The 24,136-nt window shown below is 67.9% G+C and carries 25 protein-coding genes; 11 read left to right on the forward strand and 14 right to left on the reverse strand.

The genetic code is table 11. The features are described from left to right. Positions 1 to 38: 38 nt before the first annotated feature. The 7 genes from FA90_RS01020 to FA90_RS01050 all read right to left on the reverse strand — a co-directional run bounded on the left by FA90_RS01020 (position 39) and on the right by FA90_RS01050 (position 7,925). The gene (locus tag FA90_RS01020; RefSeq protein WP_036164942.1) at positions 39 to 1,382 is read right to left on the reverse strand and encodes a tetratricopeptide repeat protein; all 1,344 of its coding nucleotides are present in this window, start codon (positions 1,380 to 1,382) and stop codon (positions 39 to 41) included. A 208-nt stretch (positions 1,383 to 1,590) separates the two neighbouring features. Next, a complete protein-coding gene (locus tag FA90_RS01025) occupies positions 1,591 to 3,075 on the reverse strand; it encodes a glycoside hydrolase family 3 protein (protein ID WP_036164944.1) in 1,485 nt (494 codons plus the stop codon). A gap of 32 nt (positions 3,076 to 3,107) precedes the next feature. Then, positions 3,108 to 3,917, reverse strand: coding sequence for an SDR family NAD(P)-dependent oxidoreductase (locus FA90_RS01030; RefSeq protein ID WP_036164946.1), 810 nt, complete (start codon positions 3,915 to 3,917; stop codon positions 3,108 to 3,110). 33 nt (positions 3,918 to 3,950) lie between these two features. Beyond that, positions 3,951 to 4,964 carry an SIS domain-containing protein gene (locus FA90_RS01035; RefSeq protein WP_036164962.1) on the reverse strand — a complete coding sequence of 338 codons (1,014 nt, stop codon included), beginning with the start codon at positions 4,962 to 4,964 and terminating at the stop codon, positions 3,951 to 3,953. Further along, positions 4,954 to 6,066, reverse strand: a complete 1,113-nt coding sequence (gene nagA / locus FA90_RS01040) for an N-acetylglucosamine-6-phosphate deacetylase (RefSeq protein ID WP_036164966.1) — start codon at positions 6,064 to 6,066, stop codon at positions 4,954 to 4,956. The genes FA90_RS01035 and nagA overlap by 11 nt, the downstream gene beginning before the upstream one ends. Then, positions 6,063 to 6,962: a BadF/BadG/BcrA/BcrD ATPase family protein gene (locus tag FA90_RS01045; protein ID WP_036164969.1), complete on the reverse strand. Its 900-nt coding sequence runs from the start codon at positions 6,960 to 6,962 to the stop codon at positions 6,063 to 6,065. The genes nagA and FA90_RS01045 overlap by 4 nt, the downstream gene beginning before the upstream one ends. Positions 6,963 to 7,244: 282 nt before the next feature. Continuing rightward, a complete protein-coding gene (locus tag FA90_RS01050) occupies positions 7,245 to 7,925 on the reverse strand; it encodes a TetR/AcrR family transcriptional regulator (protein WP_036164972.1) in 681 nt (226 codons plus the stop codon). 77 nt (positions 7,926 to 8,002) lie between these two features. Here FA90_RS01050 and FA90_RS01055 point away from each other — a divergent pair, with 77 nt between their 5' ends. Together FA90_RS01055 and FA90_RS01060 are read left to right on the forward strand one after the other, a co-directional pair. Then, positions 8,003 to 9,163, forward strand: coding sequence for an NAD(P)/FAD-dependent oxidoreductase (locus FA90_RS01055; RefSeq protein WP_036164975.1), 1,161 nt, complete (start codon positions 8,003 to 8,005; stop codon positions 9,161 to 9,163). 119 nt (positions 9,164 to 9,282) lie between these two features. Beyond that, positions 9,283 to 10,026, forward strand: coding sequence for a hypothetical protein (locus tag FA90_RS01060; protein ID WP_036164978.1), 744 nt, complete (start codon positions 9,283 to 9,285; stop codon positions 10,024 to 10,026). A 12-nt stretch (positions 10,027 to 10,038) separates the two neighbouring features. On the opposite strand, the gene FA90_RS01065 is transcribed toward FA90_RS01060, so the two are convergent. Both FA90_RS01065 and htpX read right to left on the reverse strand, forming a co-directional pair. Further along, positions 10,039 to 10,281: a hypothetical protein gene (locus FA90_RS01065; protein WP_239700470.1), complete on the reverse strand. Its 243-nt coding sequence runs from the start codon at positions 10,279 to 10,281 to the stop codon at positions 10,039 to 10,041. 112 nt (positions 10,282 to 10,393) lie between these two features. Beyond that, positions 10,394 to 11,281 (reverse strand): protease HtpX, encoded by an 888-nt coding sequence (htpX, locus tag FA90_RS01070; RefSeq protein ID WP_036164983.1) that lies wholly within the window; start codon positions 11,279 to 11,281, stop codon positions 10,394 to 10,396. 241 nt (positions 11,282 to 11,522) lie between these two features. Here htpX and FA90_RS01075 point away from each other — a divergent pair, with 241 nt between their 5' ends. Continuing rightward, entirely contained in the window at positions 11,523 to 11,777 is a 255-nt protein-coding gene (locus FA90_RS01075; protein WP_036164986.1) for a hypothetical protein, read from the forward strand. A 145-nt stretch (positions 11,778 to 11,922) separates the two neighbouring features. Here the strand turns inward: FA90_RS01075 and FA90_RS01080 are convergent, their stop codons facing one another. Genes FA90_RS01080 through FA90_RS01090 form a run of 3 tightly spaced genes read right to left on the reverse strand, consistent with a single transcriptional unit; the run spans position 11,923 to position 15,760 of the window. Beyond that, the gene (locus FA90_RS01080) at positions 11,923 to 13,239 is read right to left on the reverse strand and encodes a cytochrome c (RefSeq protein ID WP_156116531.1); all 1,317 of its coding nucleotides are present in this window, start codon (positions 13,237 to 13,239) and stop codon (positions 11,923 to 11,925) included. Positions 13,240 to 13,253: 14 nt separating this feature from the next. Further along, entirely contained in the window at positions 13,254 to 15,029 is a 1,776-nt protein-coding gene (locus FA90_RS01085) for a GMC family oxidoreductase (protein ID WP_036164992.1), read from the reverse strand. 2 nt (positions 15,030 to 15,031) lie between these two features. Further along, the gene (locus tag FA90_RS01090) at positions 15,032 to 15,760 is read right to left on the reverse strand and encodes a gluconate 2-dehydrogenase subunit 3 family protein (RefSeq protein ID WP_036164995.1); all 729 of its coding nucleotides are present in this window, start codon (positions 15,758 to 15,760) and stop codon (positions 15,032 to 15,034) included. Positions 15,761 to 16,160: 400 nt separating this feature from the next. Here FA90_RS01090 and FA90_RS01095 point away from each other — a divergent pair, with 400 nt between their 5' ends. Continuing rightward, entirely contained in the window at positions 16,161 to 16,421 is a 261-nt protein-coding gene (locus FA90_RS01095; RefSeq protein ID WP_036164998.1) for a hypothetical protein, read from the forward strand. 15 nt (positions 16,422 to 16,436) lie between these two features. On the opposite strand, the gene FA90_RS01100 is transcribed toward FA90_RS01095, so the two are convergent. Beyond that, positions 16,437 to 16,838, reverse strand: a complete 402-nt coding sequence (locus FA90_RS01100) for a GFA family protein (RefSeq protein WP_036165001.1) — start codon at positions 16,836 to 16,838, stop codon at positions 16,437 to 16,439. 4 nt (positions 16,839 to 16,842) lie between these two features. Beyond that, positions 16,843 to 18,882 (reverse strand): CocE/NonD family hydrolase, encoded by a 2,040-nt coding sequence (locus FA90_RS01105; protein WP_081933555.1) that lies wholly within the window; start codon positions 18,880 to 18,882, stop codon positions 16,843 to 16,845. 176 nt (positions 18,883 to 19,058) lie between these two features. On the opposite strand from FA90_RS01105, the gene FA90_RS01110 reads away from it, so the two are divergent. The 7 genes from FA90_RS01110 to FA90_RS01140 all read left to right on the forward strand — a co-directional run bounded on the left by FA90_RS01110 (position 19,059) and on the right by FA90_RS01140 (position 23,963). Further along, the gene (locus FA90_RS01110; protein ID WP_036165004.1) at positions 19,059 to 19,883 is read left to right on the forward strand and encodes a metal-dependent hydrolase; all 825 of its coding nucleotides are present in this window, start codon (positions 19,059 to 19,061) and stop codon (positions 19,881 to 19,883) included. Positions 19,884 to 19,948: 65 nt separating this feature from the next. Continuing rightward, on the forward strand, positions 19,949 to 20,134 hold the full coding sequence (locus tag FA90_RS01115) for a hypothetical protein (protein WP_036165008.1): 186 nt from the start codon (positions 19,949 to 19,951) through the stop codon (positions 20,132 to 20,134). Positions 20,135 to 20,163: 29 nt separating this feature from the next. Next, positions 20,164 to 20,646 carry a hypothetical protein gene (locus tag FA90_RS01120; RefSeq protein ID WP_197065222.1) on the forward strand — a complete coding sequence of 161 codons (483 nt, stop codon included), beginning with the start codon at positions 20,164 to 20,166 and terminating at the stop codon, positions 20,644 to 20,646. A 24-nt stretch (positions 20,647 to 20,670) separates the two neighbouring features. Continuing rightward, on the forward strand, positions 20,671 to 22,335 hold the full coding sequence (locus FA90_RS01125; RefSeq protein WP_036165014.1) for an ExeA family protein: 1,665 nt from the start codon (positions 20,671 to 20,673) through the stop codon (positions 22,333 to 22,335). Between the two features lies 1 nt (position 22,336). Further along, positions 22,337 to 23,131: a general secretion pathway protein GspB gene (locus FA90_RS01130; RefSeq protein ID WP_036165017.1), complete on the forward strand. Its 795-nt coding sequence runs from the start codon at positions 22,337 to 22,339 to the stop codon at positions 23,129 to 23,131. Positions 23,132 to 23,166: 35 nt separating this feature from the next. Then, positions 23,167 to 23,709, forward strand: coding sequence for a molybdopterin-guanine dinucleotide biosynthesis protein B (gene mobB / locus FA90_RS01135; protein ID WP_051971301.1), 543 nt, complete (start codon positions 23,167 to 23,169; stop codon positions 23,707 to 23,709). Between the two features lie 53 nt (positions 23,710 to 23,762). After that, a complete protein-coding gene (locus tag FA90_RS01140; protein ID WP_036165021.1) occupies positions 23,763 to 23,963 on the forward strand; it encodes a YjfB family protein in 201 nt (66 codons plus the stop codon). Positions 23,964 to 24,136 lie beyond the last annotated feature (173 nt).

Consider the following 24,136-nt stretch of genomic DNA (forward strand, 5'->3'; position numbering starts at 1 on the left):
CGAGACCTGAACCGCTTCGATGATGTCGCTGAGGAAGATCAGCTGGCCGAAGCGCCGCCCGTGTTCGGGTGGTTCAGCAGGATGATCCAGCAGCGCGCGATGTCGGCCGCGCCGCCCTTGCCGGTGACGCCCTGGAAGGTCTGGATCGCCTTGTCCTTCTGGCCCGCGCGCGCGTAGGCCATGCCCAGGCGCAGCTTGGCTTCGTCGGTCGACTTCAGGCTGCCCTTGGCGATACCCTGCTCGATGAAGGGGATGCCCTTGTCGAACTGGTCCATGGTGACGTAAGCCCAGCCCAGGTTGACCAGGCCGGCGCCGGTCTTCGACTTGGTGGCCGAGGCTTCGCCGCTGGCGATATTCTTGGCGTCGCTGGCGGCTTCCTTGGTGGCGCGGTCGCGCAGCTGGCGCTCGGCGGCGGCGCCCGAACCGGTGCCGAGCACGTTGGCGGCGAAGCCGGCGTCCATGACCTTCTTGGCTTCGGTCGGGAAACCGTCCTTCAGCGCCAGTTCGGCCAGGTCGGTGTACACCTCCGGCGACATCTTCTTGACCGCGGCGAATTCGAGGCGCAGCGTGTCGGTGTCGAAGCTGCGGTCATAGCCGGCCTTGCGCAGCACGGCGCGGTTGATCAGGTCGCTCCAGTAGTCGTCGTTCGGGTAGTAGGTGGCGAGCAATTCCAGGCCGCGCATGTAGGCGGCATCGTCCTTGGCCTTGTTGGCCGACGATGCGTACATGCGCAGTTCGGCGTCGGCCGGGGTCTTGCCGGCCTTGACTTCGGCGTCCAGCTGCGGGCCCTGCATCTTGACCACGGTGGCGTAGTCGCCGCTGAAATAGTACGAACGCATCAGGCCGTTGTTGACCTGGTCGGTGTTCACGCCGCTGGCTTGCAGCTGCTTGTACAGCTCGATCGCCTTCGGATAGTTCTTGGCGTTGTAGTAGGTGGTCGCCAGCGCCAGCGTGAAGTTCGGCTTTTCGGCGTCCGACAGCTTGCCCGAGGCGAGCACGGCTTCCAGGGCGCTCTGCTGCATCTGCTCGTTGTTGGTCGCGGTGCCCAGCGACAGCTTCATGCGGTTCACCACGTAGGTTTCATACGGGGTCTTGTCCGCGATCGCGTCGGCCTGGGTGATGCGGCTCTGCACTTCGGTGTAGTTCTTGGCGTCCATCAGCGGCTTGATCGTGGCCGGATCGAGCAGCTTGAGCAGTTCCGGACGCACGCCGTCCGGCTTCGGCTGGGCGGCGCCATTCGCGGCACCCGGGGCTTGCGGCGCGGTCGGGATGGTGGCGCTCTTCGATGCTTGTGCGGCGGCGGTCTGCGTCAGGGCAGGGGCAGCGTTCAGGCCGATGGCGGCGAGCATCAGGGCGAAGCGGGCAAGACGAATCTGGGACATGTCAAATCCTCTATTGGTGGGGCCGTTTGATCCTGGCCCCGATACGTTCGTAAAAATGATAGTTGGCAATTTTGCCAACATAATCAAAGCGTGCATTTTGCCATAAAGCGGCAGCACCGGGCGCGACGATTGTGACGCAAGCCGGACTGTCCGGGATGGGTCGTTACAATGCGTTACCGCCGGACGGCCAGGGTGGCGGTCGGCGCTGTCAAAAGCCGGGCACCGGGCAGCGGCCGTCGGCCTCGATCTCGCCGGCCAGCCAGGCGTTGACCGCCTCAAGCGCGGGCGGCGCGAAGCCGTAGGTCATCAGGGCCGGTGCGTCGATGTCGAGCGCCTGGTAGGGGTTCCACAGCGCCAGGTGCAAATCGGGCTTGAAGGTCGCGCGCGCATGCGGACCGTAGCGGCGGCGCGAGGTCGATGCCAGTAGCGTGAAGCGGCCATCGATGGGCAGTGCGCTCCAGTCGAAGGTCTCGGCGTCCTGGAACGTGACGAGTTCGACGTCGTACAGCTTGCCGAGCGACGCGGCGATCGCGCTTGCCGGCACGCCCGCTTCCGAGACGCCGTCGCTGACCACGTCCTGGCGCGCCAGCAGGCGCACGCGCGCACGCGCGGCGGGGCGCCGCGGCTGGCCCAGCGCGCTCAGGGCGCGGCGCCAGGCTTGCGCCATCAGCGCGCGATCCTCGGGCTCGGTCAGGTAAGGCCGGGCGGCCGCTGGATAGCGCGCGGCCAGGCGGTCCAAGCGCTCCAGGCGCAGCTGGACCTCGGCCAGCGGCAGGCGGCCGTCGGCGATGGCCGCGGCGATCGCATCGAGCGTCGCTTCCTGGCTTTCGCGGCTGCCGATCGCCATCACCATGTCGGCGCCGGCCAGCAGCGCGTTCACGGCCGCTTCGCCGACGCCGTAGCGGTGCGCGATCGCGTGCATGTCCATGCCGTCGGTGATGATCACGCCGTCGTAGCCCCATCGATCGCGCAGCAGGCCGTGCAGGATCGGGCGCGACATCGTCGCCGGATTGGCCGCATCGAGCGCCGGATAGACGATGTGCGCGGTCATCAGCGCGGGCGCCGTCGGCAGGGCGGCGCGGAACGGGGCGAACTCGAAGCGCTCCAGCTCGGCCAGCGGCTTGGCCACCGTCGGCAGGTCGCGGTGCGAGTCGACGTGGGTGTCGCCGTGGCCGGGGAAGTGCTTGACGCAGCAGGCCACGCCTTGCTCCAGGCTGCCGTCCATCCAGGCCTGGGCCAGCGCGCCGGCGCGCTCCGGATCGGCGCCGAACGAGCGCTCGGCGATGACCGGATTGAGCGGGTTGTTGTTCAGGTCCAGCACCGGCGCGAAGTTCCAGTTGAACCCCATCGCCGCGAGCGCGCGCGCCACCGCCGCGCCGACCTCGTGCGCCAGTTGGGCATCGTCGGCCGCGCCCAGCGCCATGGCCGACGGCGGCGGCGGCACCCACAGTGCGCGCACCACGGCACCGCCTTCCTGGTCGAGCGCGATCAATGCCTGCGGCCCCATCGCCTCGCGCAGCGCGCCGGTGAAGCCGGTCAGTTGCGCCGCGTCCGTCATGTTCTGGCGGAACAGGCAGGCGCCGCGGATGCCGTTGGCGCGGATGAAAGCGGCCGTGTCGGCGTCCAGCGCGGTGCCGAACAGGCGGATCATGATCAGCTGGCCGGCCAGCCGGCGTGCATGGTGCATCGTCATAAATCGTTTATCTCATTTCAGCGCATGTGCGCTCAGCGCCGGCTCCAGCCGGCATCTTCCAGGGCGTTGGCCGGATCCTCGAGGCTCCAGCGGTCGGCCGTCAGGCGCACGCCGTTGACGTGGTCGGCCTCGGGCGACACCAGCCACAGCAGCGGGGCCGCGACGATGTCGGCGCGCAGCAGCTTGGAACGCACCTCCTGCGGCAGGCCGGGCGGGATCATGCCGGTGTCGGTGGCGCCGCCGGGCAGCAGGGCATTGACGGTGATGCCGCTGCCTTCCAGGTCCTGCGCCCAGATCACGGTTTCCGACTCCAGCGCCGCCTTGGACGGGCCGTAGGGCGAGAAGCCGCGGCGGCGCATGGTGTCGTGGTTCATCGAGATGTTGACGATGCGGCCCCAGCCACCGGCCAGCATGTGCGGCACGACGGCGCGCGCCATCAGGAACGGGCCGTTGACGTTGGTGTCGATGACCATGCGCCAGGTGTCCGGCTCGACTTCCCAGAAGCGCGTCGGCTCGGTCAGGAAGCGCTCGCTGACGTATTTCATGCCGCGCCCGGCGTTGTTGACGAGGATGTCCAGGCGCCCCCAGCGCGACATCGCCAGCGCGGCCACGCGCTCGCAGTCGGCGGGCGCGCCGACGTCGGCCTGCAGCGCCAGCACGCGTTCCTCGCCGCATTCCGCGTTGGCGTCAAAGGCGACGCGCTCGACTTGCGCGCTTTCCCTGGCGGCGGTGGCGATCACGCGCGCGCCGGCGCGGGCCAGCGTCAGCGTCATTTCGCGGCCCATGCCGCGGCCGCCGCCGGTGACGACGGCGACGCGGCCGGTGAGGTGTTGTGTATCCATGGCGGGCTCGGTTGGCTCAGTGGCTCAGTGGGCTCAGTTGGTCTTGGTGACCTTGCTCAGGTGGCGCGGCTGGTCCGGATTCAAGCCGCGCGCCTGGGCCAGTTTAGCAGCCATCACATAAAAGGTCTGGATCGCCACGATCGGGTCGAGATCGGGGTTGTCCGCCACCGGCAGTTCGAGGTCGCGTCCCGCCACGTCGGCGGGCGCCGCCAGCAGCACGCGCGCGCCGCGTCCGCGCATCTCCTCGGCCAGCGCAACCTGGGCCGCCTGGGCCGGGCCGCGCGTGGCGAACACCAGCAGCGGGTAGCCGTCCTCGATCAGCGCCATCGGTCCGTGCTTGATCTCGGCGCCGGAAAAGGCTTCCGCCTGCAGCGCCGAGGTCTCCTTGAACTTCAGCGCCGCCTCCAGCGCGATCGGAAAACCGATGCCGCGTCCGACCACCATGATGTTGCGCGCCGGGGCCAGCACGTCGATGGCGGCCGACCAGTCCACCTGGGTGGCGGCGCGCAGCGCGTCGGGAAGACGCGCCAGGCCATCGCGCAATGCGTCGTCGTCCTGCCATTCGGCGACCAGGCGCGCGCCGGCGGTGAGACTGGTGATGAAGCTCTTGGTGGCGGCCACGCTTTTCTCCTTGCCGGCGCGTAGCGGCATGGCCCATTCGGCGGCCTGCGCCAGCGGCGAATCGATCTCGTTGACCAGTGCGACCGTGGTGGCGCCGCCCTCGCGGAAGTAACGGATCGGCTCGACCACGTCCGGGCTCTGGCCCGATTGCGAGACCGAGATCGCCAGCAGGCCCTCGCTGGCCAGCGGCGCCTTGTACAAGGTCACCAGCGACATCGGCAGCGAGGTCACCAGGCGGCCCAGGCGCGCCATGATCAGGTAGGCCAGGTAGCCGCAGGCGTGGTCCGAGCTGCCGCGCGCGACCGTCACGGCGTTGTGGAAGCTGGTCGAGCGCAGCGTGGCGCCGAGCTGGGCGTAACGCCCGGTGTCGTCGGCGAGCTGTCCGGCGACGCAATCGGCGGCGGACAAGGCTTCTTCAAGCATCATCGAGTTCAACGGCTTCTCCTTCGATCGTGACGGCTTTGAGATTGAGGTTGCGGTCCAGGACCACGAAGTCGGCGAAGCAGCCCGGGGCCAGGCGCCCGCGCCGCGTTTCGCCGAGATAGTCGGCGGCGTTGGTCGACACCCGGCGCGAGGCGTCCGCCAGGTCCAGGCCGATCGCCACCAGGTTGCGCAGCGCCTGGTCCATGGTCAGCGTACTGCCGGCCAGGGTGCCGTCGCCGAGGCGCACGCCGCCCATGCACTTGTGCACCACCTGGCGGCCCAGCATGTACTCGCCATCCGGCATGCCGGCGGCGGCGGTCGAATCGGTCACGCAATACAGGTGCGGGATGCAGCGCAGCGCGGTCCTGATCGCGCCCGGGTGCACGTGCAGCAGGTCCGGGATGATCTCGGCGTATTGCGCATGCGCGAGCGCGGCGCCGACCATGCCGGGATTGCGGTGATGCAGGCCGGGCATGGCGTTGAACAGGTGGGTGAAGCCGTGCGCGCCGTGTTCGAGCGCGGCGACGCCGTCTTCGTACGAGCCGGTGGTGTGGCCGATCTGCACGCGCATGCCGGCGTCCGCCATCCGGCGCACCAGCTGCAGGTGGCCGTCCATCTCCGGCGCCACCGTCACCAGGCGCAGCGGGGCCTGGGCGTCGAAGCGTTTGACTTCGTCGAAACGGGCTTCGCGCGCGAACGGCGGCTGGGCGCCCAGCTTGCCCGGGTTGATGTACGGGCCTTCCAGGTGCACGCCGAGGATGCGCGCCTCGTTGCGGCCGCGTTCGCGGCAGGCGGTGCCGACCGCGGCCAGCGCGCGGTCGATGTCTTCCAGCGGCGCGGTCATCGTGGTGGCCAGCAGGCTGGTGGTGCCGTGGCGCGCGTGCAGGCGTGCGATCACGTGCGCGGCGTCGCCGCCTTCCATCATGTCGCGCCCGCCGCCGCCGTGCACGTGCAGGTCGATGAAGCCGGGCAGGATGTAGTCGTCGCCGTTGGACGCGGGGTCCGCAGCATCGCCTTCGATGGCGGCGATGGTGTCCGGTTCGCCCGGCACGCACTGCAATCGGCCGTGGATCCAGCCGTCCGGGGTGAGGATGTTGCCTTTCATTGCGGATCCTTGTCCAGTTCAAGCCATATCATCTTCAGGGCGCCGGCAGCCGAGTCGCCTTCGGGCGCGCGCGCGCGCGCGGCCAGGGCCGGCGGCAGCCAGTCTCGCAGCGCCCCGCCGAGGCCGCCGCACAGCGCCAGCGGCAGCGTCCCGGTGGGGTCGAGCGCGTGCGCGACGGCGCCGATTTCCTCGCCGGCCGCCTGCAGGATGGCGCGTGCGGCCGGGTCAATCGCATGGTGCAGCGCGAGCGGCGCCAGGGTGGCGTAATCGGTCTGGGTGGCGCGGCCGAGCCAGACCTGGATCGCGTCGCGGTTGCCGCCGCAGGCTTGGATCACGGCGTGGGCGAACGGGCCCGGGGCGGCGCGCCCGTCCAGCACTTTTTGCGCCAGGCCGATGGCGCGCAGGCCGATCCAGCCGCCGCTGGCTTCGTCGCCGGCCGGGAAGCCCCAGCCGCTGACTTCGTGGCGCGAGCCGTCCGGCCGCCAGACCTCGCCGACGCTGCCGGTGCCGATCGCGACGATCGCGCCCGGCCGGCCGCCGTGCGCACCCATCAGCGTGGTGAAGCCGTCGGACTCCAGCCGCAGCGCGCCGTAGCCGGGATCGGCGGCGGCGAATTCGCGCGCCCATGCCTTGTTGTGCACGCCCGCCAGGCCGAGGCCGATGGCGATGCGCGCCGGCGGCGGCGGTTCGACGCCGGCCGCGCCGAACGCCTTGGCGACGCCGTCCCGCACCGCGGCCCAGGCCGGCGCGATACCGAGGCCGAGGCCGGACGGGCCGCTGGCGGCCGTGGCCAACTCCTGAACCTGGCCTTGCGCGTCCGCGCGCGCGAGACGCACGCGCGTGCCGGTGCCGCCGCCGTCGACGCCGACGAGATAATCGATGGATGAAATGCGCATGCGTGCCCTTGTGCCTGGAAGGTCAGGGCACTATAGGAGCGCGGTGTAGGGTTGTCAACAGGTATTTAACTGGTATTGATGGCGGGTAGGAAGATGACAGTTTTGTGACGGAGTCTCTCGAGGTTGCGTGCAATACGACACCGTGGATTGGTATTTCAACTGGTATCGTAGAGCCGCGCTCTAGTGGTTGCCGCGCCCGTGCAGCATCGGTACGTGGCACGACCCTGGATGCACACGCAACGCGCTGCTTGTCGTTCATGGGCCGGCCCGGGCAAAGACCGTTCAAACCGGCCGCGCGGCGGCGATGCCGGCCACGATCAGGTCGATCCCGGCCAGGAAATCGGCGCGGTCGTCGTGTTGCGCCAGGCGTGCGGCGGCGGCGCGCGTGAAGGGAAAGGCGTGCGCATCGAGCGCCGACCATTGTCCGGCCACCTCGGCCAGGAAATCCTCGCGCACCAGCGCGTGCGTGCGCGCGAACTGCGCGTTGGCCGCGTTCTGGCCGGCCACGCCGAGTACGTAATGCAGCAGCGTGGAGGCCCCGGTCCACAGCGCATCGGGCGGCACGCCGAGCGCCTGCACCTGGCGCCCGATGCCTTCCATGATGCGCACCATCGGCATCTTGCCGGGACTGCGCATCAGCGCCGCGCCGATCCAGGGGTGAAGGTCGAGCGCATCGAACAGCCCCAGGCCGATCGCGCGGATCGCCGCGCGCGCGGGCGCGCCCGCGCGCGCCTCGGCCAGCGTCGCGGCCACGATGGCGTCGCAGGCGGCGCCGACCAGGTCGTCCTTGTCGGCGACGTGCCAGTAGATCGCTCCGGCGCCGGTGGACAGCCGTTCCGCCAGGGCGCGGAAGGTCAGGCCGGCTTCGCCGCTCTCGTCCAGCAGCGCGATGGCGGTATCGATGATGCGATCGCGCGAAAGCGACGATTCTCCCCGTTGGGTACGGCGTGTGTTGGTGACCATGGCCCATCTTGACACGGATGAGAAGCTGTTTCAATATGAATGGAACGCTGTTCCATTGAGGTCATCAAGGAGAAACCATGGCACCATCGATCGCGATCATCGGCGCGGGACTGGGCGGTCTGATGCTGGCGCGCGTACTGCTCGTCAACGGCATCGCCGCCACCATCTACGAAGCGGAGGCGTCCGCGCAGGCGCGTGCGCAGGGCGGGATGCTCGACATCCACGAATACGACGGCCAGCGCGCGCTGGCGGCGGCCGGTCTGCTCGACGAATTCCGCGCCATCGTCCACGCCGGCGGCCAGGCCACGCGCGTGCTCGACCGCCACGGCACCCTGTTGTTCGACCAGCCGGACGACGGCAAGGGTGGGCGGCCCGAGGTGCTGCGCGGCGAGCTGCGCCGCATCCTGCTCGAATCGCTGCCGCGCGGCGCGATCCAATGGGGGCGCAAGCTCGCGAGCGCGACCCCGCTGGACGACGGCCGCCATGCGCTGGTCTTTTCCGACGGCACGCACGCGATGGTGGACCTGCTGGTGGGCGCCGACGGCGCCTGGTCGAAGGTGCGCCCGCTGGTGTCGGATGCGCAGCCGGTCTACGCCGGCACGGGCTTCATCGAGACCTGGATGTTCGACGTCGAGCGCCGCCATGCCGCCAGCGCGCAGGCGGCCGGCGGCGGCGCGCTGTTCGCGATGGCGCCCGGGCAGGGCATCTTCGCGCACCGCGAGCCGGACGGCGTGCTGCATGCCTACCTGGCGCTGAACCGGCCGCTCGCGTGGTTCGACGCCATCGATTTCGGCGATGCGGTGTCGGCCCGCGCGCAGCTTGACGCCGAATTTGCGGACTGGGCGCCGCCGCTGCGCGCGTTCATCACCGACAGCGACAGCAGCCTGGTCCCGCGCCCCATCCATGCGCTGCCGATCGGACACCGCTGGCCGCGCGTGCCGGGCGTGACGCTGCTCGGCGATGCGGCCCACCTGATGCCGCCGTCCGGCGACGGCGCCAACCTGGCGATGCTCGACGGCGCCGCGCTGGCGCAGGCAATCGCCGCGCACCCGGGCAAGCTCGAAGCCGCGCTGAGCGAATATGAAGCCGCGCTGTGCCCACGCGCCACCGCCGCGGCCGAGGGCGCCGTCGAGGTGTTCGACGCCTGCTTCGGGGCACGTGCGCCGGACAGCCTGCTTGAATTCTTTGCACGGTCGGAGGACCGCCCAGCGCAGTCCCCCAATGTCGGCGCGACGTAATCTGTGTCACAGCATCGGTGCGCGATCTGGACGCGGGTGGTGGGCAGCTTGTTGCAAACCATTAACGATATATGGACGGCAACGGACGGCGGGGGTAAGCTTGCTGGATCATTAGCTCTTTGACCACGGAGGTGCGCAAGGACATCGACAACGGCGACTGCAAGGGCGCGGTGGCGGCCCTCAACCGGGGCCTGGCGGCGCACTATCCGGAAATGCAGCTGCTGGCCGGCAGCCTGTACGAAAACGGCGTGTGCCTGAAGCCCAGCTGGGACCGCGCGATCAACTTCTACACGCAAGCCTACAAGAATGGGCAGGAGGAGGCCGGCTACCGCCTGGCCGCCGGTTTCGCCGCGCCGGAGCGGTCCGACGTCGCCTCGGCGCTGTGGTGGGCCAGCCGCGTCAAGCTCAATTACGGCGGGTGCGTGCCGACCGGGGACGCCGCCAACGATCCCGACAAGTTCCTGGCTGACGTGAAGACCTGGTCGGACGAGCGCATCGGCATCTGCGCCTACGAGGTCGGCGTCATGGCCACCATCGCCGCCGAAGTCCTGTATCCGGTTCAGGCCAGCCAGTGGTCCACGGACGGCAAAGTGCTGATCACGTTCAAGCCGGCCGTGCCGCGGGTCGACCTGACCCTGAACGGCACCGAAACCCACGCGTTGTACGGCGTGTTCAACGGCGACCGGCTGTGGGAGCAGGACGACCGCGCCGCCGGAAAGGCCTTCATCAAAAGCGTGCGTACGGTGGCCGATCGGGCGCTCAAGCGCTACCCCAAGCCGGACGGCATCCGGTCCGACTTGCCCGACGTGTGCTTCGAGATGCGCTTCGGGATGACGGACGCGAACCTGCCGCATTTCCACTGAACCGCGCCGCGTTCATTCCCCGGTGTCGTCGGCGCCGCCCAGCCAATCGCGCCCGCCGGCCTTGAGCGCGGCCTCGATCACCTCGGGCGCAAGGCTGTAGACCGTCGCCCAGGTGGCGCGGCCGTCGGCGGCATTCGATGGGAAGCTGGCGGTCTCTATCGGCCAGTGGTACTTGCGCTTGAGGGCGCGGACGATCGCGGCCAGCGTGATGCGGCCGCGCAGCGGTTCGGCCCCGGCCTGATCCTGATTGGACAACAGGACCGCCAGGACGGCGCCGCGGGCCGTGCGCCGGCCGGGGAAGAGGGGAAGTTTTTTGGTCGATGTGCGTGGCATGCGGCCATTCTAGCCGCAGCCACGCAGCGCCGGGTCACGCTGCTTGCAGGGCGGCGATGCGTTCCTCGGTCGACGGGTGGCTGGCAAACAGCGAGGCCACGCCGCCGCCCGCGATGCCGGCCGCCGTCATGTTCTTCGGCAGGCTTTCAGGGCCATTCGCAGCATGCGCCAGGCCGTCCAGGCGGCGCAGCGCGGCGATCATCGGACGCGCCGTGCCGAGCAGCTGGGCGGCGCCGCGGTCGGCGCGGAACTCGCGGCGGCGCGAGAAGTACATGACGATGATGCTGGCCAGGACGCCGAACAGCAGCTCGCAGACCAGCGCCGTGATGCCGTAGGCCAGGCCGGGACCGGCGGACTCGTTCTCGTCGCGGCGCAGGAACTGGTCGACGAAATAGGCCACCACGCGCGCCAGGAAGATCACGAAAGTGTTCACCACGCCCTGGATCAGTGTCAGGGTCACCATGTCGCCGTTGGCCACGTGCGAGACTTCGTGCGCCAGCACCGCTTCGACTTCATCGTGCGTCATCGATTGCAGCAGGCCGGTCGACACCGCGACCAGCGACGAATTTTTCGTGGCGCCGGTCGCGAAGGCGTTCGGCGCGCCTTCGTAGATCGCGACTTCCGGCATCGCGATGCCGGCGCGCCGGGCCTGCGCAGCCACGGTGTGCATCAGCCAGGCTTCGGTCGCGTTGGCCGGCTGCTCGATTACGCGCGCGCCGGTGGTCCATTTGGCGATCGGCTTGGACAGCCACAGCGAAATGAAGGCGCCGCCGAAGCCCATCAGGCCGGCGAAGGCGAGCAGCATGCCCAGGTGCAGGCCGCGTGCGGTGAGGTAATGGTTCACCCCCAGCAGGCTGGCCGACACGCTCAGCACGAGCATGATGGCCAGGTTGGTGGCGAGGAAAAGAAGGACGCGTTTCATGATTGGACTCCGTCAAAATGCGATGCGGTCGAATGGCCGCATTTCTATGACGGTAGGATAGGGCAGAGCGGGGATCGGAAAAAGCGAAGTTTTTGGAAGATTAACTTCGTAATTTACGAAGTCATCGTTGAGGCGTGCTTTCCTTCCTTGCTTTCCGGTCGACCCTATCCATACACTGGCGCCGGCGCGCCGGCTTTCTTAATGGCTGGCGCCGCTTTCGTTCATTGGATTGGAGTCGTGCATGCTGGATGTACCCAGGTTGTTGATGGTGGTGGGTGGTCTCGGACTGGCGCTGATTGGCGTGCGGCGCAAGGACCGCGTGGAAATCGGGCTCGGCCTTTGTTTCATCGGCAGCGCACTGGCCGGCCAGCTGGCGATGTCGAACGAGATCTATGCCTGGATTCAGTTGCTGTTCGTGATCGGGATGGCGGTGCTGCTGGTGGTGAAATTACGGGCTTCGAAAAAACGGAATCGGGATGATGGGAATGTGAAATAGCGGGCGAGACATGACTCGCAACCGGAAGTGACGTGTCCGGTGGCCGATGTCCGCCATCGGCTGACGCCGGATGGCGTGCAGCAGCCCTGGCGGCGTACCGGCGGCGCCGGCCGAAGCTGCTGCACCTTTGCTTGCAGCCGGAAGCTTAGCGCTGCGGCTCAGGCGTGGCGCCGTCTGCCGTCTTCTTCGGCAGCGCCTTGCGGATCTTCGCCACCATCGATGCGGTCACCGCGGGCGCGTGGTTTCCCCAACTGCCGCGCACGAAAGTGAGTACGCTGGCCACCTCCGCGTCCGACAGCCGCGCTCCGAACGCGGGCATGGCGAATTCCGTCGGCGCCGTCGTCGTGCCCGGCATTGCGCCGCCTTGCAGGACGATGCTGATCAACGAACTCGGGTCGTTCGCATTGACGGTCGGGCTGAGCGCCAGCGTGGGGAAGGTTTCCTTGTAACCCTTGCCGCTGGTGCGATGGCAGGCTGCGCAATTATTCAGGAAGTCGAGCGCGCCTTCGCTTTTGTCGGCGCCCGTGCGGAGTGCCTGGTAGGTGGCGTTGCTGTAGGCCGGCGCGGTTTGCCCGGCCTGCACGGGCTTGAGCGTCTTCAGGTAGCTCGCGATCGCATGGAGGTCGGCGTCGCTCAGGTGCTGGGTGCTGTTTGCCACCACGTCGGCCATGCCGCCGAAGGCCGCCGAGTGGCCGTTGCGGCCACTCTTGAGGAACTGCACGATGTCCTGCTCCGACCAGGCGCCGAGGCCATCGCGCACGTCGCCGCGCAGGTTGTTGGCGAGGTATCCGTCGACGATAGCGCCGGCCAGGAAGTCGCTGCTCGAATCGGTGAGCGATTTTTCCTGCAGCGTCACGCCGCGCGGCGTATGGCAGGCACCGCAGTGGCCGAGACCTTCGACCAGGTAACGGCCGCGTGCGACCTGGTCGGCGGCGGCCGGTTGCGGCGCGCTTGGCGCCACCGCCGGCGCGAACTTGGCGCGCCAGACGCGCAGCGGCCAGCGCATCGACAGCGGCCACGGGATGCCCACGGCGCGGTTGGGTGTCGGCTGGGCCGCGACGCCGTGCATGAAATAGGCGTACAGCGCCTGCACGTCGGCCGGCTGCAATTTTGCATAGGACGGGTAGGGCATCGCCGGGTACAGCGAGACGCCGTCCTTGCGCACGCCATGGCGCAGGGCCTGGTCGAAATCGGCCAGCGTGTAATCGCCGATGCCGTGCGCCTTGTCCGGCGTGATGTTGCTCGAGTAGACCGTGCCGATCGGCGTGGCCAGCGCCAGACCGCCCGCGAACGGCTTGCCGCCGGCGGTCGTGTGACAGGCGATGCAGTCGCCGGCGCGCGCCAGGTAGGCGCCGCGCTGGACGAGTTGCGGGTCGGCGCCGGCGGCGACATCGGCGGCGCGGCTGGCGCTTGCCCCGAATACGAGTGCCAGCGCCGCGGCGGTCATTGCGATTCGTTTCATCGGATTCATGTTCGTCATGCCTGCACCAGCGGACCCGGGTTTTTCAGATACTGCTCGCGGATGGCTTTCGCCGACCAGTAGGCCAGGGCGGCGAGCAGGCCGGTCGGGTTGTAGCCCATGTTCTGCGGGAAGGCGCAGGCGCCGTAGACGAACAGGTTGGGCACGTCCCAGCTCTGCAGGTAACGGTTGACCACACTGTTGCTCGGGTTCGTGCCCATGATCGCGCCACCGGTGAGGTGGGTCGATTGGTAGGGACGGGTGTCGTACAGCTTGCCGCGCTTGAGCACCGACTTGAACACGTTTTCGGCGTTCATCGCGTGGCCGACGGCTTCCATCTTGCCGCTGACGTGCTCCATCATGTTGAATTCGTTCTCGTGCCAGTTGAAGGTCATGCGCAGCAGCGGCTGGCCGTTGCTGTCACGGTAGGTCGGGTCGAGCGACAGGTAGGCGTCGCGGTAGGCCATGACGGTGCCGGACAGGGCGACGGTCAGGTAGCGCTGGTAGGTGTCCTGGATGGCGGCCTTCCATTCGGTGCCCCAGGTCGCGCTGCCGGGCGGGGTGGGCGCTTGCTTGATGGGGCGGCCGCCGGTACGGATGTGACGTACGCTCGCACCGCCGAGGAAGCCGAGCGGGCCATGGTCGAACTGGTCGCCGTTCAGGTCGTCCATGGCGACGCCGCCGGCGCCCGAGCCGATGAAGGGATTCAGTTCCGTGCCCTTCGGCAGCAGGACGTTCATCGCACCCTGGAACTGGTACGCCAGGTTCTTGCCGACGACGCCTTCGCCGCTGACCGGATCGTAGGGCTTGCCGATACCGGACAGCAGCAACAGGCGCACGTTATGCATCTGGAACGCGGTCAGCAGCACCAGGTCCGCCGGCTGTTCCACCTCGCGTCCCTGGGCGTCGATGTAGGTCACGCCGGTGGCGCGCTTGCCGGAGGCATCGAGGTTGACCTTGATGACCGTCGCGTGGGTGCGCAGCTCGAAGTTCGGCTTTTTCGTCAGTACCGGCAGGATCGTCGTCTGCGGCGATGCCTTGGCATACATGTAGCAGCCAAAATCCTCGCAGAAGCCGCAGAAGTTGCAAGGGCCGAGACGCACGCCATACTGGTTCGTGTAGGGCTGGGACGCGTTGGCCGCCGGCGCGGGAAAGGGGTGGAAGCCGACGTCGCGCATCGCCTTCGCGACCATCGTCGCGCCGTAGTTGTAGGGCAGCGGCGGCAGCGGAAACTCGGCGCTGCGCGCGCCTTCGAGCGGATTGCCGCCGTCAACGATCTTGCCGTTGATGTTGCCGGCCTTGCCGGACGCGCCCATCATCTGCTCGACGGTGGTATAGAACGGTTCCAGTTCGGCATAGGTCACGCCGTGGTCCTGGATCGTCATCTCCTTCGGGATGAAGTTCTTGCCGTAGCGGTGCTCGTAGTGGCTGCGCAGTTCCAGCTCTTCCGGCAGGTTGCGGTAGATCATGCCGTTCCAGTGGAAGCCGGCGCCGCCGACGCTATTACCCAGAAGAAAAGATCCGTGCTGGCGGTAGGGAACGGCCACGTCGTTGATGCCGTGGCGGACCGTCACGGTCTCGCGCGACAGATCCTGGTAGAGGGCGCCGCGCACGCCGTACTTGAGTTCGTCGACTGCCTTCGGGTAGGGCGTGTCGCGGTCGGTGTCGCGCGGTCCGCCGCGTTCCAGCGCCAGCACGTGCAGGCCCTGTTCGGTGAGTTCCTGCGCCAGGATGGCGCCGGTCCAGCCGAAGCCGACGGTAACGACGTCGACTTTTTCTTTTTTGATCGCCATGTTCAGCCTTTTGCTCCGGAAATCGAAACGGGGCCGTACGGATACTTGGCGCCATGTTGCTCCACCCAGTCGGCGTAGTCGGCGCGTGCGCCGGGGAAACCGAGCATTTTCCAGCCAGCCATGTGCTGGTTGCCGCCGTAGATCGGATCGGCAAAGTAACCTTCCTTGGTGTTGGTCAGCAGGAAGCTGAAGAAGGTCTTGGCGGGCAAGGTGTCGAACTTGATGGTCGCCTTGTCCATGCCTTTCAGCACTTCGGCGCGCTTGTCCTTGTCGAGTTCGGCAAACGGCTTGCCATACTGCTTGCGGCACCAGTCGTCGCAGGCCGCGATGCCGTGACGGTAGATATCGCGCGGCGCCAGGCTGAGCTGGTAGCCGAGTTCCGGGACTTGGTCCGTGTGGAAAGGACCTTGCATGTACCATAGTTTGCCGAAACCATATTCGGTTTGCATCTGCCGGTCGATGAATTCGGGCACGCCGGTCTCGATCGCGCCCGCGCCGAACTGGTCGGAAGGAATGAGCAGGTCGACGGCTTTAAGCACAAAGGCCCATTCCTCTTTGTTGAAGTAGGAAGGCTCGTATTGACGAGCGCCGGCCTGGCTGGCCTGATGGGCCGGCGCACAGCCGGACAAGCTTGCCGTCGAGGCGGCGCCACCGACGGCTGTCGCCGGAACGATGGAGAAGACCTGCCGCAGGAAACGGCGGCGAGGTACGGGCTTCGGGTCTTGGGACATAATATTCCGTTCGAAACTTCTCGACAGGATGGTCGAGGTGGGAGGCACGCCGCCATTCGTCACGCGCGATCGCCCGCGGGTCAATCGGGTAGTCAAAACCTGTTGACCGGCACCGTTGATGGCGCGAGGGTTTCAAAAACATTTCTGAAACACATGTATATATGATTACTCAGAACTTACACGGTTGCAAGTTCAATATCTATTGTGCTCTGTATGGACGGAAATGCCGGGAAACGAAATAGAGATTCCGGACAGCCTGGAAACCGCAGTGAGCCGCAATGCAGGCACCGGCGTACTGACGGTCTCATTTGTCCGCTACGGCACAGCCGTGGCGGGACAACGAGCGCAGCCTGTTCGTGCTATGGTTGCCACAACATTGGCTTCGATAGGGTGAACGAGCATGAATTTCAGCCTGAACTTTTTTGAACATAACGTATCGGTCGCCGAAGACACCTGGACTGCTTTATCGACGACCGGCAGCGATGCGTCGCTTGCGAGCGTCCGCGCCGTGATTCAGGGTGTATTGGAACGTGACGGAACTTTTACCGTGGAAGACAGCAACGACCAGGTCGTGCGGCGCATCGAGACGCCGTCCGAGTTCGAAGGTTACATGCAGGAGATCGAAATGCAGCGCAAGCAGTTTCAGCAGGACCAGGCCTAGTATCGGCGCCGAAACTCAGCGCGGATCGGCAGGCAGCGGCGCCCAGCCGCCGCTACGGCCATCGAGCAGCGTAACCGGCGCTGCCGCCGCTTCCTCGGCCGGGACGTCATCCAGGCAGGCCATGCTCACCGCGACGTAGTCTCCCCAGCGCGGCGACACACCCGTGTGAAACACACGCACGCCGCACACCGAGCAAAACCGGTGCGCCTCGGTGCGCGTATTGCAGCGGTACGTCGACAGCGACTCCGCGCCCGCCAGCAGGCGAAACGCCGAGGCGGGCACGATCGCCACCCAGCTGCGCTGCTTGGTGCACAGCGAGCAGTTGCACTGGATCGTGCCTTGGCCGAGATCGAGGTCGGCCGCGAAGCGCACCGCGCCGCAATGGCAGCTGCCGTGACAGGTGCGCAGCGCAGCCATGCGCTCAGCGCGCCGCCGACGCCGAAGCGGACGCCGAAGCCGCCTGCACCACCGGCAGCTCCACGAAGCTGGTGTGATACACGCGCTGGGTCGCCTTCTTGTAATCGGCAGGCTTGGCGAAGAAGATGTTCTCTACGTACGTCTGCGGATTGCGGTCGTACAGCGGGAACCAGCTCGACTGCACCTGCACCATGATGCGGTGGCCCGGCAGGAACACGTGGTTCGCGGTCGGCATGCCGAAGCGGTAGGACAGCGCCTTGTTGGCCGCCAGCGGCTTCGGCGTGTCCGGACCTTCGCGGTAGCGGCCGCGGAAGATGTCGGCCGACACCATCAATTGGTAGCCGCCCATCGCCGGCTGGCTGCCCACCTGGTCGGGGTAGACGTCGATGAGTTTGACGACCCAGTCCGAATCCGTCCCGCTGGTCGAGGCGACCAGGTTGGCGACCGGCTCGCCGCTGATTTTTACAGGTACGGTAAGCACGTCGGACGTGAAGGTGGCGACGTCGGTGCGGCCCGAGGCTTCGCGCTGGTCGTCGGCCAGCCAGCGCGGCCAGGTCTGGCCCTTGGCTTCGTCGTAGCCGTAAGGCGGGATCGGACGCTGGCGGAACGGCACCGGTTTCGACGGATCGGACACGTATTCCTCGAAGCCTTTATCGTCGCCCGAGCCGCCCAGCACAGCCTTGGCGCCCGCAGCCAGGTGCAGCGCCACTGGCTGGATCGTGCATGCGCGCGCGTCCGCGCAACCGCTCGGCCACGACGACAGCTGGCGCCATTTGTTGGTGCCGGTCTCGAACGCGGTGACGGTGGCGATCTGCGGCGCCGACGTGTCGTCCTTCAGGTAGCGCGCGAGGAAGGGTTTGAGCACTTCCTGGCGCCAGTACAGCGACGTGTCGCTGCCGAAGCGCAGCGTGCCCAGCGTGCTGCCGTTCTCGATCGCGCCGCCGTGCACCCACGGCCCCATCGCCAGGTGCACCAGGCCCTTCTGGTCATGCGGCTTGATCGCCTTGTAGACCGCGATCGCGCCGTAGATGTCTTCGGCGTCCCACAGGCTGTGCACCAGCAGCGTCGGCACCGTCACCGGCTGCCGGGCCAGGATCTTGTCCATCGCCTGCTGCTGCCAGAAGCTGTCGTAGCTCGGGTGCGCCGTCAGCTTGCGCCAGAAGCCGCTTTGCTCCAGGCCGCGCTGGCGTCCGAGTTCGCCGGCCGACCCGGCGCGCATGTACATGTCGTAGTCGTCGTAGTTCGAGGTGTACCACTTGGCGGTGTTACCGCGCGTGACCACCTGTTCCATCACATACGACATGTTGATCTGCCTGAAGGCGCCGTTGTGGAACCAGTCGTCGCCTTTCCAGCCGTCGACCATCGGGTTCATCGGCACCGCCACCTTGAGCGCCGGGTGCGGATTCACCAGCGCCATCAGCGGCAGGAAGCCGTCGTAGCTGATGCCGATGATGCCGACCCGGCCATTCGATTCGGGGATGTTCTTGACCAGCCAGTCGATCGTGTCGTACGTGTCGGTCGAGTGGTCGACCGGGGTCGGGTTCAGCGGACCGTGCAGCGGGCGGTTCATCACGTAGTCGCCTTCGGAACCGTACTTGCCGCGCACGTCCTGCACCACGCGGATGTAGCGCTCCTCGGTGATCACGTCGGCCGCGTTGTCGTAGCCGGTCAGGATGGTCTCCAGGTCCGAGCTGCTGGCCTGCGAGACCTGGGCGCTGGCGTCGTACGGCGTGCGGGTCAGCAGGATGCCGGCATGCTTCGCGCCCTTCGGGATCACGATGACGGTGTTCAGGCGGGTGCCGTCGCGCATCGGGATCATCACGGTGCGCTTGACGTAGTTGAAGTCGGCGGTCGGGCCGACGAATTCGGCCGGGGTCTCGGACGGCAGGGCAGGGTATTGCGGGGCGGGCGCCGCCGCGGCCGGGGCGGGCGCGGACTGCGGCTGGGCGGCGTCCTGCGCGTGCGCGAGGCCGGCCAGGGCCAGGGCGATCGGCGCCAGCGCGGCGGGGACGATACTGGACTTGATGCGGGCGAGGGACTTCATGGGCGGCTTGGTCCTGATCAGGGTTTGGTTTTTTTGAGAAGATTTCTGCGTCGATACATTAGCACAAGGGCAAGCCCGCAGTATTCGCAGCGTAATTTGGAGTAAAGCCTCGAAACCGCAGGCGCCGCCCGGTGTATAGTGAAAATATTTCTTTTCACATCCTCGCGAGGAGAACCATGTCCACGCTCACCGTCCGCAAACTCAACGTCGACCTGTCCAAAGGCTTCGAGCGCTACTGGCTAGCCGGCGACGTCTACCGCACCGCCTTCATGAACGCCTTGTCGATGAGCTTTCCGCTCGGCGAGCAGATGTTCATCGACAGCGTGCGCGCGGTGCCGCTCGAGACATTGCCGGACGCCGCGCTGCGCGCCGAGGTCAAGGACTTCGTCGGCCAGGAGGCCAGCCACCGCTTCGTGCACCAGCAGTACAACAACCAGCTAGCCAGGCAGGGCTACGACTACACGCTCGAACCCTCCGTCAAGGTGCGCGTCGGCCGCATCGCCAGGCTGCCGGTGCTGGACCGCCTGGCGATCACCTGCGCGCTCGAGCACTACACGGCGATGCTGGCCGACTTCGTGTTGCGCCATCCCGGGTTCTTCGACGGCGCCGACCCGCAGATGCGCACGCTGTGGTCCTGGCACGCGGCCGAGGAGACTGAGCACAAGGCGGTCGCCTTCGACGTCTACCAGGCGGCCGGCGGCGGCTACGCCAGGCGCGCGCTGTGGTACCTGCACGTCAGCGTGATCTTCTGGCTCGACACGATGCGCCAGACCCACTACAACCTGGCGCGCGACGGCCAGCGTTTCAAGCTCGCCAACTGGGCCAGTGCGGCGCGCACCTGGTTCGGACGCCGCGGCCTGGTGTGGAACCTGCTCAAGCCCGGCCTGGACTACCTGTCGCCGCGCTTTCACCCTTGGCAGCATGACAATCGCGCGCTGCTGGGCATGTGGCTGGAGCGCAACGACGACAGCTTCCGTGCGATCGGCAGCACGCCGTCCTGAGCCCGCCAGCGGGACGCGAGGGGCGCGCGGGTGTCATAATGCACGTCCATCGGAGGAAAAACATCGTGATTCGTTATCTGGGCACGCGCAAGAATGCGGAAGGCGCGGCTGTCTATGTATTCATCGTCAACGGACTGGAAAAGGAAGTCCGCGAGCATTCGCTCAAGCAGCATCCCGGCTGCTACGAGGCGCTGCCGGCCAGGGTGAAGGCGCAGATCGCGGCCAACCGGGCCTGGCTGTCCAAGTTGTGAGGCCGGCGCGGGCCTTCCTGCTTGCCCCCATGCTGGCCGGCGCGCTGGCCGGTATGCTGACGACCTCGGGCATCGTCTCGGCCCAGACCGCCAGCGGCAAACCACCGTCGACCTTCGGCCCCGTCATCGGCGCGGCGCTGCTGTGCCACGACCAGCTCGACAACGCCTATTTCTATCGCTACCTGCAGACCTCGTTCGGCCCGCCCTACAAGCACGCCGGCGGCGCGTACTGGTTTCGCACCGACGACGCCCAGCTGTGGGGCGCGCCGGTGTCCGAGGTGATGGTCAGCGACGACACCAGCGAACTGGTGTTCGTGGCGGCGGTGGCCGACGTCCCGCCCGACGAACTGGAACAGGCGATCCGCAAGTCGGCCGGCCTGGCCCATCCGGCGGCGGATGCATCCGCCTATCCTTTGCGGATATCGGCACCCGGCAGTACGATCGCCTATTACAATGCGAAAAGCAAAATATACTGTGCGAAGTTCAAGCCGCTGCCGCAGGCCAACCGCTGATCGCTGACCACTCATCGCAGACGAATGTACGTCGACTATTTCAATCTAAAGCAGGCCCCTTTCTCGATCGCGCCGGACCCGCGCTACCTGTTCATGAGCGAGCGGCACCGCGAGGCGCTGGCCCACCTGCTGTACGGGATCGGCAGCGGCGGCGGGTTCGTGCTGCTCACCGGCGAGATCGGCGCCGGCAAGACCACCGTGTGCCGCTGCTTCATCGAGCAGGTGCCCGCCAACTGCCGCCTGGCCTACATCTTCAACCCGAAGCTGACGGCCCTGGAGCTGCTGCAGACGATCTGCGACGAGTTCCGCATCGACTTGCCGGCCGGGGAGCGGATCGGGGTCAAGGGCTACGTCGACGCCATCAACGCCTACCTGCTGGCCAGCCACGCCCAGGGCAACAACAACGTGCTGGTGATCGACGAGGCGCAAAATCTCTCGGCCGAGGTGCTCGAACAGCTGCGCCTTTTGACCAACCTGGAAACCAGCGAGCGCAAGCTGCTGCAGATCATCCTGATCGGCCAGCCCGAGCTGCGCACGATGCTGGCGCGGCCCGAACTCGAACAGCTGGCCCAGCGCGTGATCGCGCGCTACCACCTGGGAGCGCTGTCGGCGCAGGAAACCGCGGCCTACGTCGGGCATCGCCTGGCGGTGGCCGGTGCGCATGCGGCCACGCCGATTCCCGCCGCGCTGGCGCCGCTGATCCACCGCCTGACCGGCGGCGTGCCGCGCCGGATCAATCTGCTGTGCGACCGCGCGCTGCTCGGCGCCTACGCCGAAAACAGCGCGCAGGTCACGCCCAGGATCCTGCGCCGCGCCGCCCAGGAAGTGTTCGCCGACGACGCCGCGCCCGCGCGCGCGCCAGTGCGCTGGCCGCTGGTCGCAGGCGGCGTGCTCGCCGGGGTGGCGATCAGCGCGGCGGCCTGGCAGGCAGCGCCGCGTGGACCGGCGGCCGCTTCGGGTGTCGTGCAGGCGGCGCCGGCATCGGCTGCGGCAACGGGCAACGCCAGGACCGTGGCATTGGCCAAGCCGGCCGCGCACGCGAGCGCCAAGCCTGCGGCCACGCCGCCCGCCGCCGCTGCCGCTGCCGATCCTGCGCCGGCCCAGCCGCTGGTGCTGGCCAGCCAGGACGACGCCCTGCGCGCGCTGGCCGGCCTGTGGGGCCAGGCGCTGCCGGGCGGCGAGCCGTGCCAGAGCGCGCCGCGCTTCGGCCTGCGCTGCTACCAGGGCCGCGGCGGGCTGTACGAACTGCGCCTGCTGGACCGCCCGGCCATCGTCGCGCTGCACGACGGCCAGAAGGTCGGCTACGCGCTGTTGTCGAACCTCGACGCCGATGGCGCCACGCTCACCGCCGGCGGGCGCCACGAAAAGGTCAGCCTGGGCGCGCTGGCCACGCGCTTCGATGGCGAATTCACCACGCTGTGGAAGGCGCCGCGCGCATTCCGCGATGAAGTCAAACCGGGCGACACCGGGCCGGACGTCGACTGGATCGCCGCGCGCCTGGCGCAGATCAACAAGAGCGCGGCGCCTGCAAGCGCCCAGCCGCTCGACGAACCGACCCGGCGCCTGCTGCGCGCCTTCCAGGCCGGCCAGAACCTGAAGGCGGATGGCGTCGCCGGTCCGCGTACCTACATGCGCCTGAACCAGGTGAGCGGCGTCGACGAACCGCGCCTGCTGGCCGGGGGAAAATAATATGTCCTATATCCTCGAAGCCCTGAAGAAGGCGCAGGCCGAACGCCAGCTCGGCAACGCGCCGACCATCCACGCACCGCAGCCGGTGCAGGCTTCCGCCGCTGCCGGTAACGAGCTGGCGGGCAGCCGCAAGCCGCTCTTGCTCGGTGTCGGCGCCGGCGTGGTCGTGGCGCTGGCCGGCGCGGCGCTGCTGTGGCATCGGGCGCCGGCGCCCGGGGTGCAGGTCGCGCAGGCGCCGCAGGCGGTGGCCGCGGCGCCATCGGCGGCCTCATCGGCGCCAAGCTCCACGACCTCATCGGCGATGCACCCGGCGCCATCGGCCGCCGGCGGCACCGCCGCGGCCACGCTGGCGGTACGTGCACCGGAATCGCTGCCTGCGCCGCTGTCCGCGCCGCCGCGCGCGGCGCAAACGCGCGCAGGCGCGCCCGCGTCGCCGCCGGCTGGAGCCGTCGGTGGCGCCGATGCGCGCAACGCCGCGCCGGCGCCGGTCAATGCCGCCCCGGCGCCGCTCCAGGCGCAGGCCGCGCCCGCCGCCCCGGTGTCCGCACCCGCGGCCGCGGCCGAAGGCAGCCTGCCCTTGCTGCAGCAGTTGCCCGAGTCGGTCCGGGCGCAGATCCCGCGCGTGAGCTTCGGCGGCTATATGTATTCGGCCAACCCGGCCGACCGCCTGGTGCTGGTCGACAAGGGATTGCGCCACGAAGGCGAGGAGGTCGGGCCGGGACTGGTGCTCGAGAAGCTGCTGCCGCACGCGGCCGTCATGAATTTCCGCGGGGTGCGCTACCGTGTCGCGTACTGAATCGCCGCTTACTGAAGAATATTGAAGAATCGAAGATGGAAGTTGCAGAAGTTGCAGGCGTTATAAAAACGCCCGTGCTGGGGGTGATCGGCTGGTCGGGCAGCGGCAAGACCACGCTGCTGGAATACCTGGTGGCCCAGCTGGCCGGGCGGGGCGTGCGCGTCAACGTCGTCAAGCACAGCCACCACGACATCGTGCTGGAGCCGCCGCACAAGGACAGCGCGCGCCTGCGTACGGCCGGCGCGGCCGAGGTGATGATCGCCTCGCCGTACCGCATCGCCATCATGCGCGAGCTGCGCGGCAACGAGGAGCCGCCGCTGGCCGAACTGCTCGAGCGCCTCGCGCCGGCCGACCTGACCCTGGTCGAAGGCTACAAATGGGAGCCCCTGCCCAAGCTGGAAGTGTTCCGGCCGGAAGTCGGCAAGGCGCCGGTGTACCCGGACGATCCGCACATCGCCGCGGTGGCGTCGAACGCGCCGCGGCCGGCGCAGCTGGCGGCGCACGTGGCCTGGCTCGATCTCGACGACCCGGAAGCCGTGCTGCGCTGGGTCATGGGACGGATCGCATCAATCGCCTAAAGTTCGCGCGGGTATTGACGTTAACGGTGGATCACCCCCAACAGGAGAGCAGCATGGACGTCACCGGTATCGCCAAACTCGCCACCAGCATCGCCGACACCGGCTTGCGCCAGGATGTCAGCATGACGATGCTCAAGAAAGCCCAGGACATCCAGTCCACCACCGCAACCCAGCTGCTGGCCGCGCTGCCGCCGGTGACGCCGGCGCAGAACCTGCCGCCGCACCTGGGCAACCACATTAATACGACTGCCTGAGCCCGACCGCCCGGACACCGGCGCCCGAGCGATCCGCAAAAAAATTCGCGGCCGCTGTCAACAGGCGCTCCCGTCGACGCGTTATCGCACCACGTACCCGGCGCACCGGGGCAGGCCACATAATCGGAATCGCAAGGAAACAGCGCGCTTCGTTGCGATTCCAGCCGCTCCAG

This window comes from Massilia sp. 9096 (genome assembly GCF_000745265.1).
Classification (GTDB): domain Bacteria; phylum Pseudomonadota; class Gammaproteobacteria; order Burkholderiales; family Burkholderiaceae_D; genus Telluria.

What these genes read in the sequence shown, in the direction of transcription:
- FA90_RS01020 (WP_036164942.1), bottom strand. Translation starts at nt 1,382, where the DNA reads ATGTCCCAGATTCGTCTTGCCCGCTTCGCCCTGATGCTCGCCGCCATC.
- FA90_RS01025 (WP_036164944.1), bottom strand. Translation starts at nt 3,075, where the DNA reads ATGACGATGCACCATGCACGCCGGCTGGCCGGCCAGCTGATCATGATC.
- FA90_RS01030 (WP_036164946.1), bottom strand. Translation starts at nt 3,917, where the DNA reads ATGGATACACAACACCTCACCGGCCGCGTCGCCGTCGTCACCGGCGGC.
- FA90_RS01035 (WP_036164962.1), bottom strand. Translation starts at nt 4,964, where the DNA reads ATGATGCTTGAAGAAGCCTTGTCCGCCGCCGATTGCGTCGCCGGACAG.
- nagA (WP_036164966.1), bottom strand. Translation starts at nt 6,066, where the DNA reads ATGAAAGGCAACATCCTCACCCCGGACGGCTGGATCCACGGCCGATTG.
- FA90_RS01045 (WP_036164969.1), bottom strand. Translation starts at nt 6,962, where the DNA reads ATGCGCATTTCATCCATCGATTATCTCGTCGGCGTCGACGGCGGCGGC.
- FA90_RS01050 (WP_036164972.1), bottom strand. Translation starts at nt 7,925, where the DNA reads ATGGTCACCAACACACGCCGTACCCAACGGGGAGAATCGTCGCTTTCG.
- FA90_RS01055 (WP_036164975.1), top strand. Translation starts at nt 8,003, where the DNA reads ATGGCACCATCGATCGCGATCATCGGCGCGGGACTGGGCGGTCTGATG.
- htpX (WP_036164983.1), bottom strand. Translation starts at nt 11,281, where the DNA reads ATGAAACGCGTCCTTCTTTTCCTCGCCACCAACCTGGCCATCATGCTC.
- FA90_RS01075 (WP_036164986.1), top strand. Translation starts at nt 11,523, where the DNA reads ATGCTGGATGTACCCAGGTTGTTGATGGTGGTGGGTGGTCTCGGACTG.
- FA90_RS01080 (WP_156116531.1), bottom strand. Translation starts at nt 13,239, where the DNA reads ATGAAACGAATCGCAATGACCGCCGCGGCGCTGGCACTCGTATTCGGG.
- FA90_RS01085 (WP_036164992.1), bottom strand. Translation starts at nt 15,029, where the DNA reads ATGGCGATCAAAAAAGAAAAAGTCGACGTCGTTACCGTCGGCTTCGGC.
- FA90_RS01090 (WP_036164995.1), bottom strand. Translation starts at nt 15,760, where the DNA reads ATGTCCCAAGACCCGAAGCCCGTACCTCGCCGCCGTTTCCTGCGGCAG.
- FA90_RS01095 (WP_036164998.1), top strand. Translation starts at nt 16,161, where the DNA reads ATGAATTTCAGCCTGAACTTTTTTGAACATAACGTATCGGTCGCCGAA.
- FA90_RS01100 (WP_036165001.1), bottom strand. Translation starts at nt 16,838, where the DNA reads ATGGCTGCGCTGCGCACCTGTCACGGCAGCTGCCATTGCGGCGCGGTG.
- FA90_RS01105 (WP_081933555.1), bottom strand. Translation starts at nt 18,882, where the DNA reads ATGAAGTCCCTCGCCCGCATCAAGTCCAGTATCGTCCCCGCCGCGCTG.
- FA90_RS01110 (WP_036165004.1), top strand. Translation starts at nt 19,059, where the DNA reads ATGTCCACGCTCACCGTCCGCAAACTCAACGTCGACCTGTCCAAAGGC.
- FA90_RS01120 (WP_197065222.1), top strand. Translation starts at nt 20,164, where the DNA reads ATGCTGGCCGGCGCGCTGGCCGGTATGCTGACGACCTCGGGCATCGTC.
- FA90_RS01125 (WP_036165014.1), top strand. Translation starts at nt 20,671, where the DNA reads ATGTACGTCGACTATTTCAATCTAAAGCAGGCCCCTTTCTCGATCGCG.
- FA90_RS01130 (WP_036165017.1), top strand. Translation starts at nt 22,337, where the DNA reads ATGTCCTATATCCTCGAAGCCCTGAAGAAGGCGCAGGCCGAACGCCAG.
- mobB (WP_051971301.1), top strand. Translation starts at nt 23,167, where the DNA reads ATGGAAGTTGCAGAAGTTGCAGGCGTTATAAAAACGCCCGTGCTGGGG.
- FA90_RS01140 (WP_036165021.1), top strand. Translation starts at nt 23,763, where the DNA reads ATGGACGTCACCGGTATCGCCAAACTCGCCACCAGCATCGCCGACACC.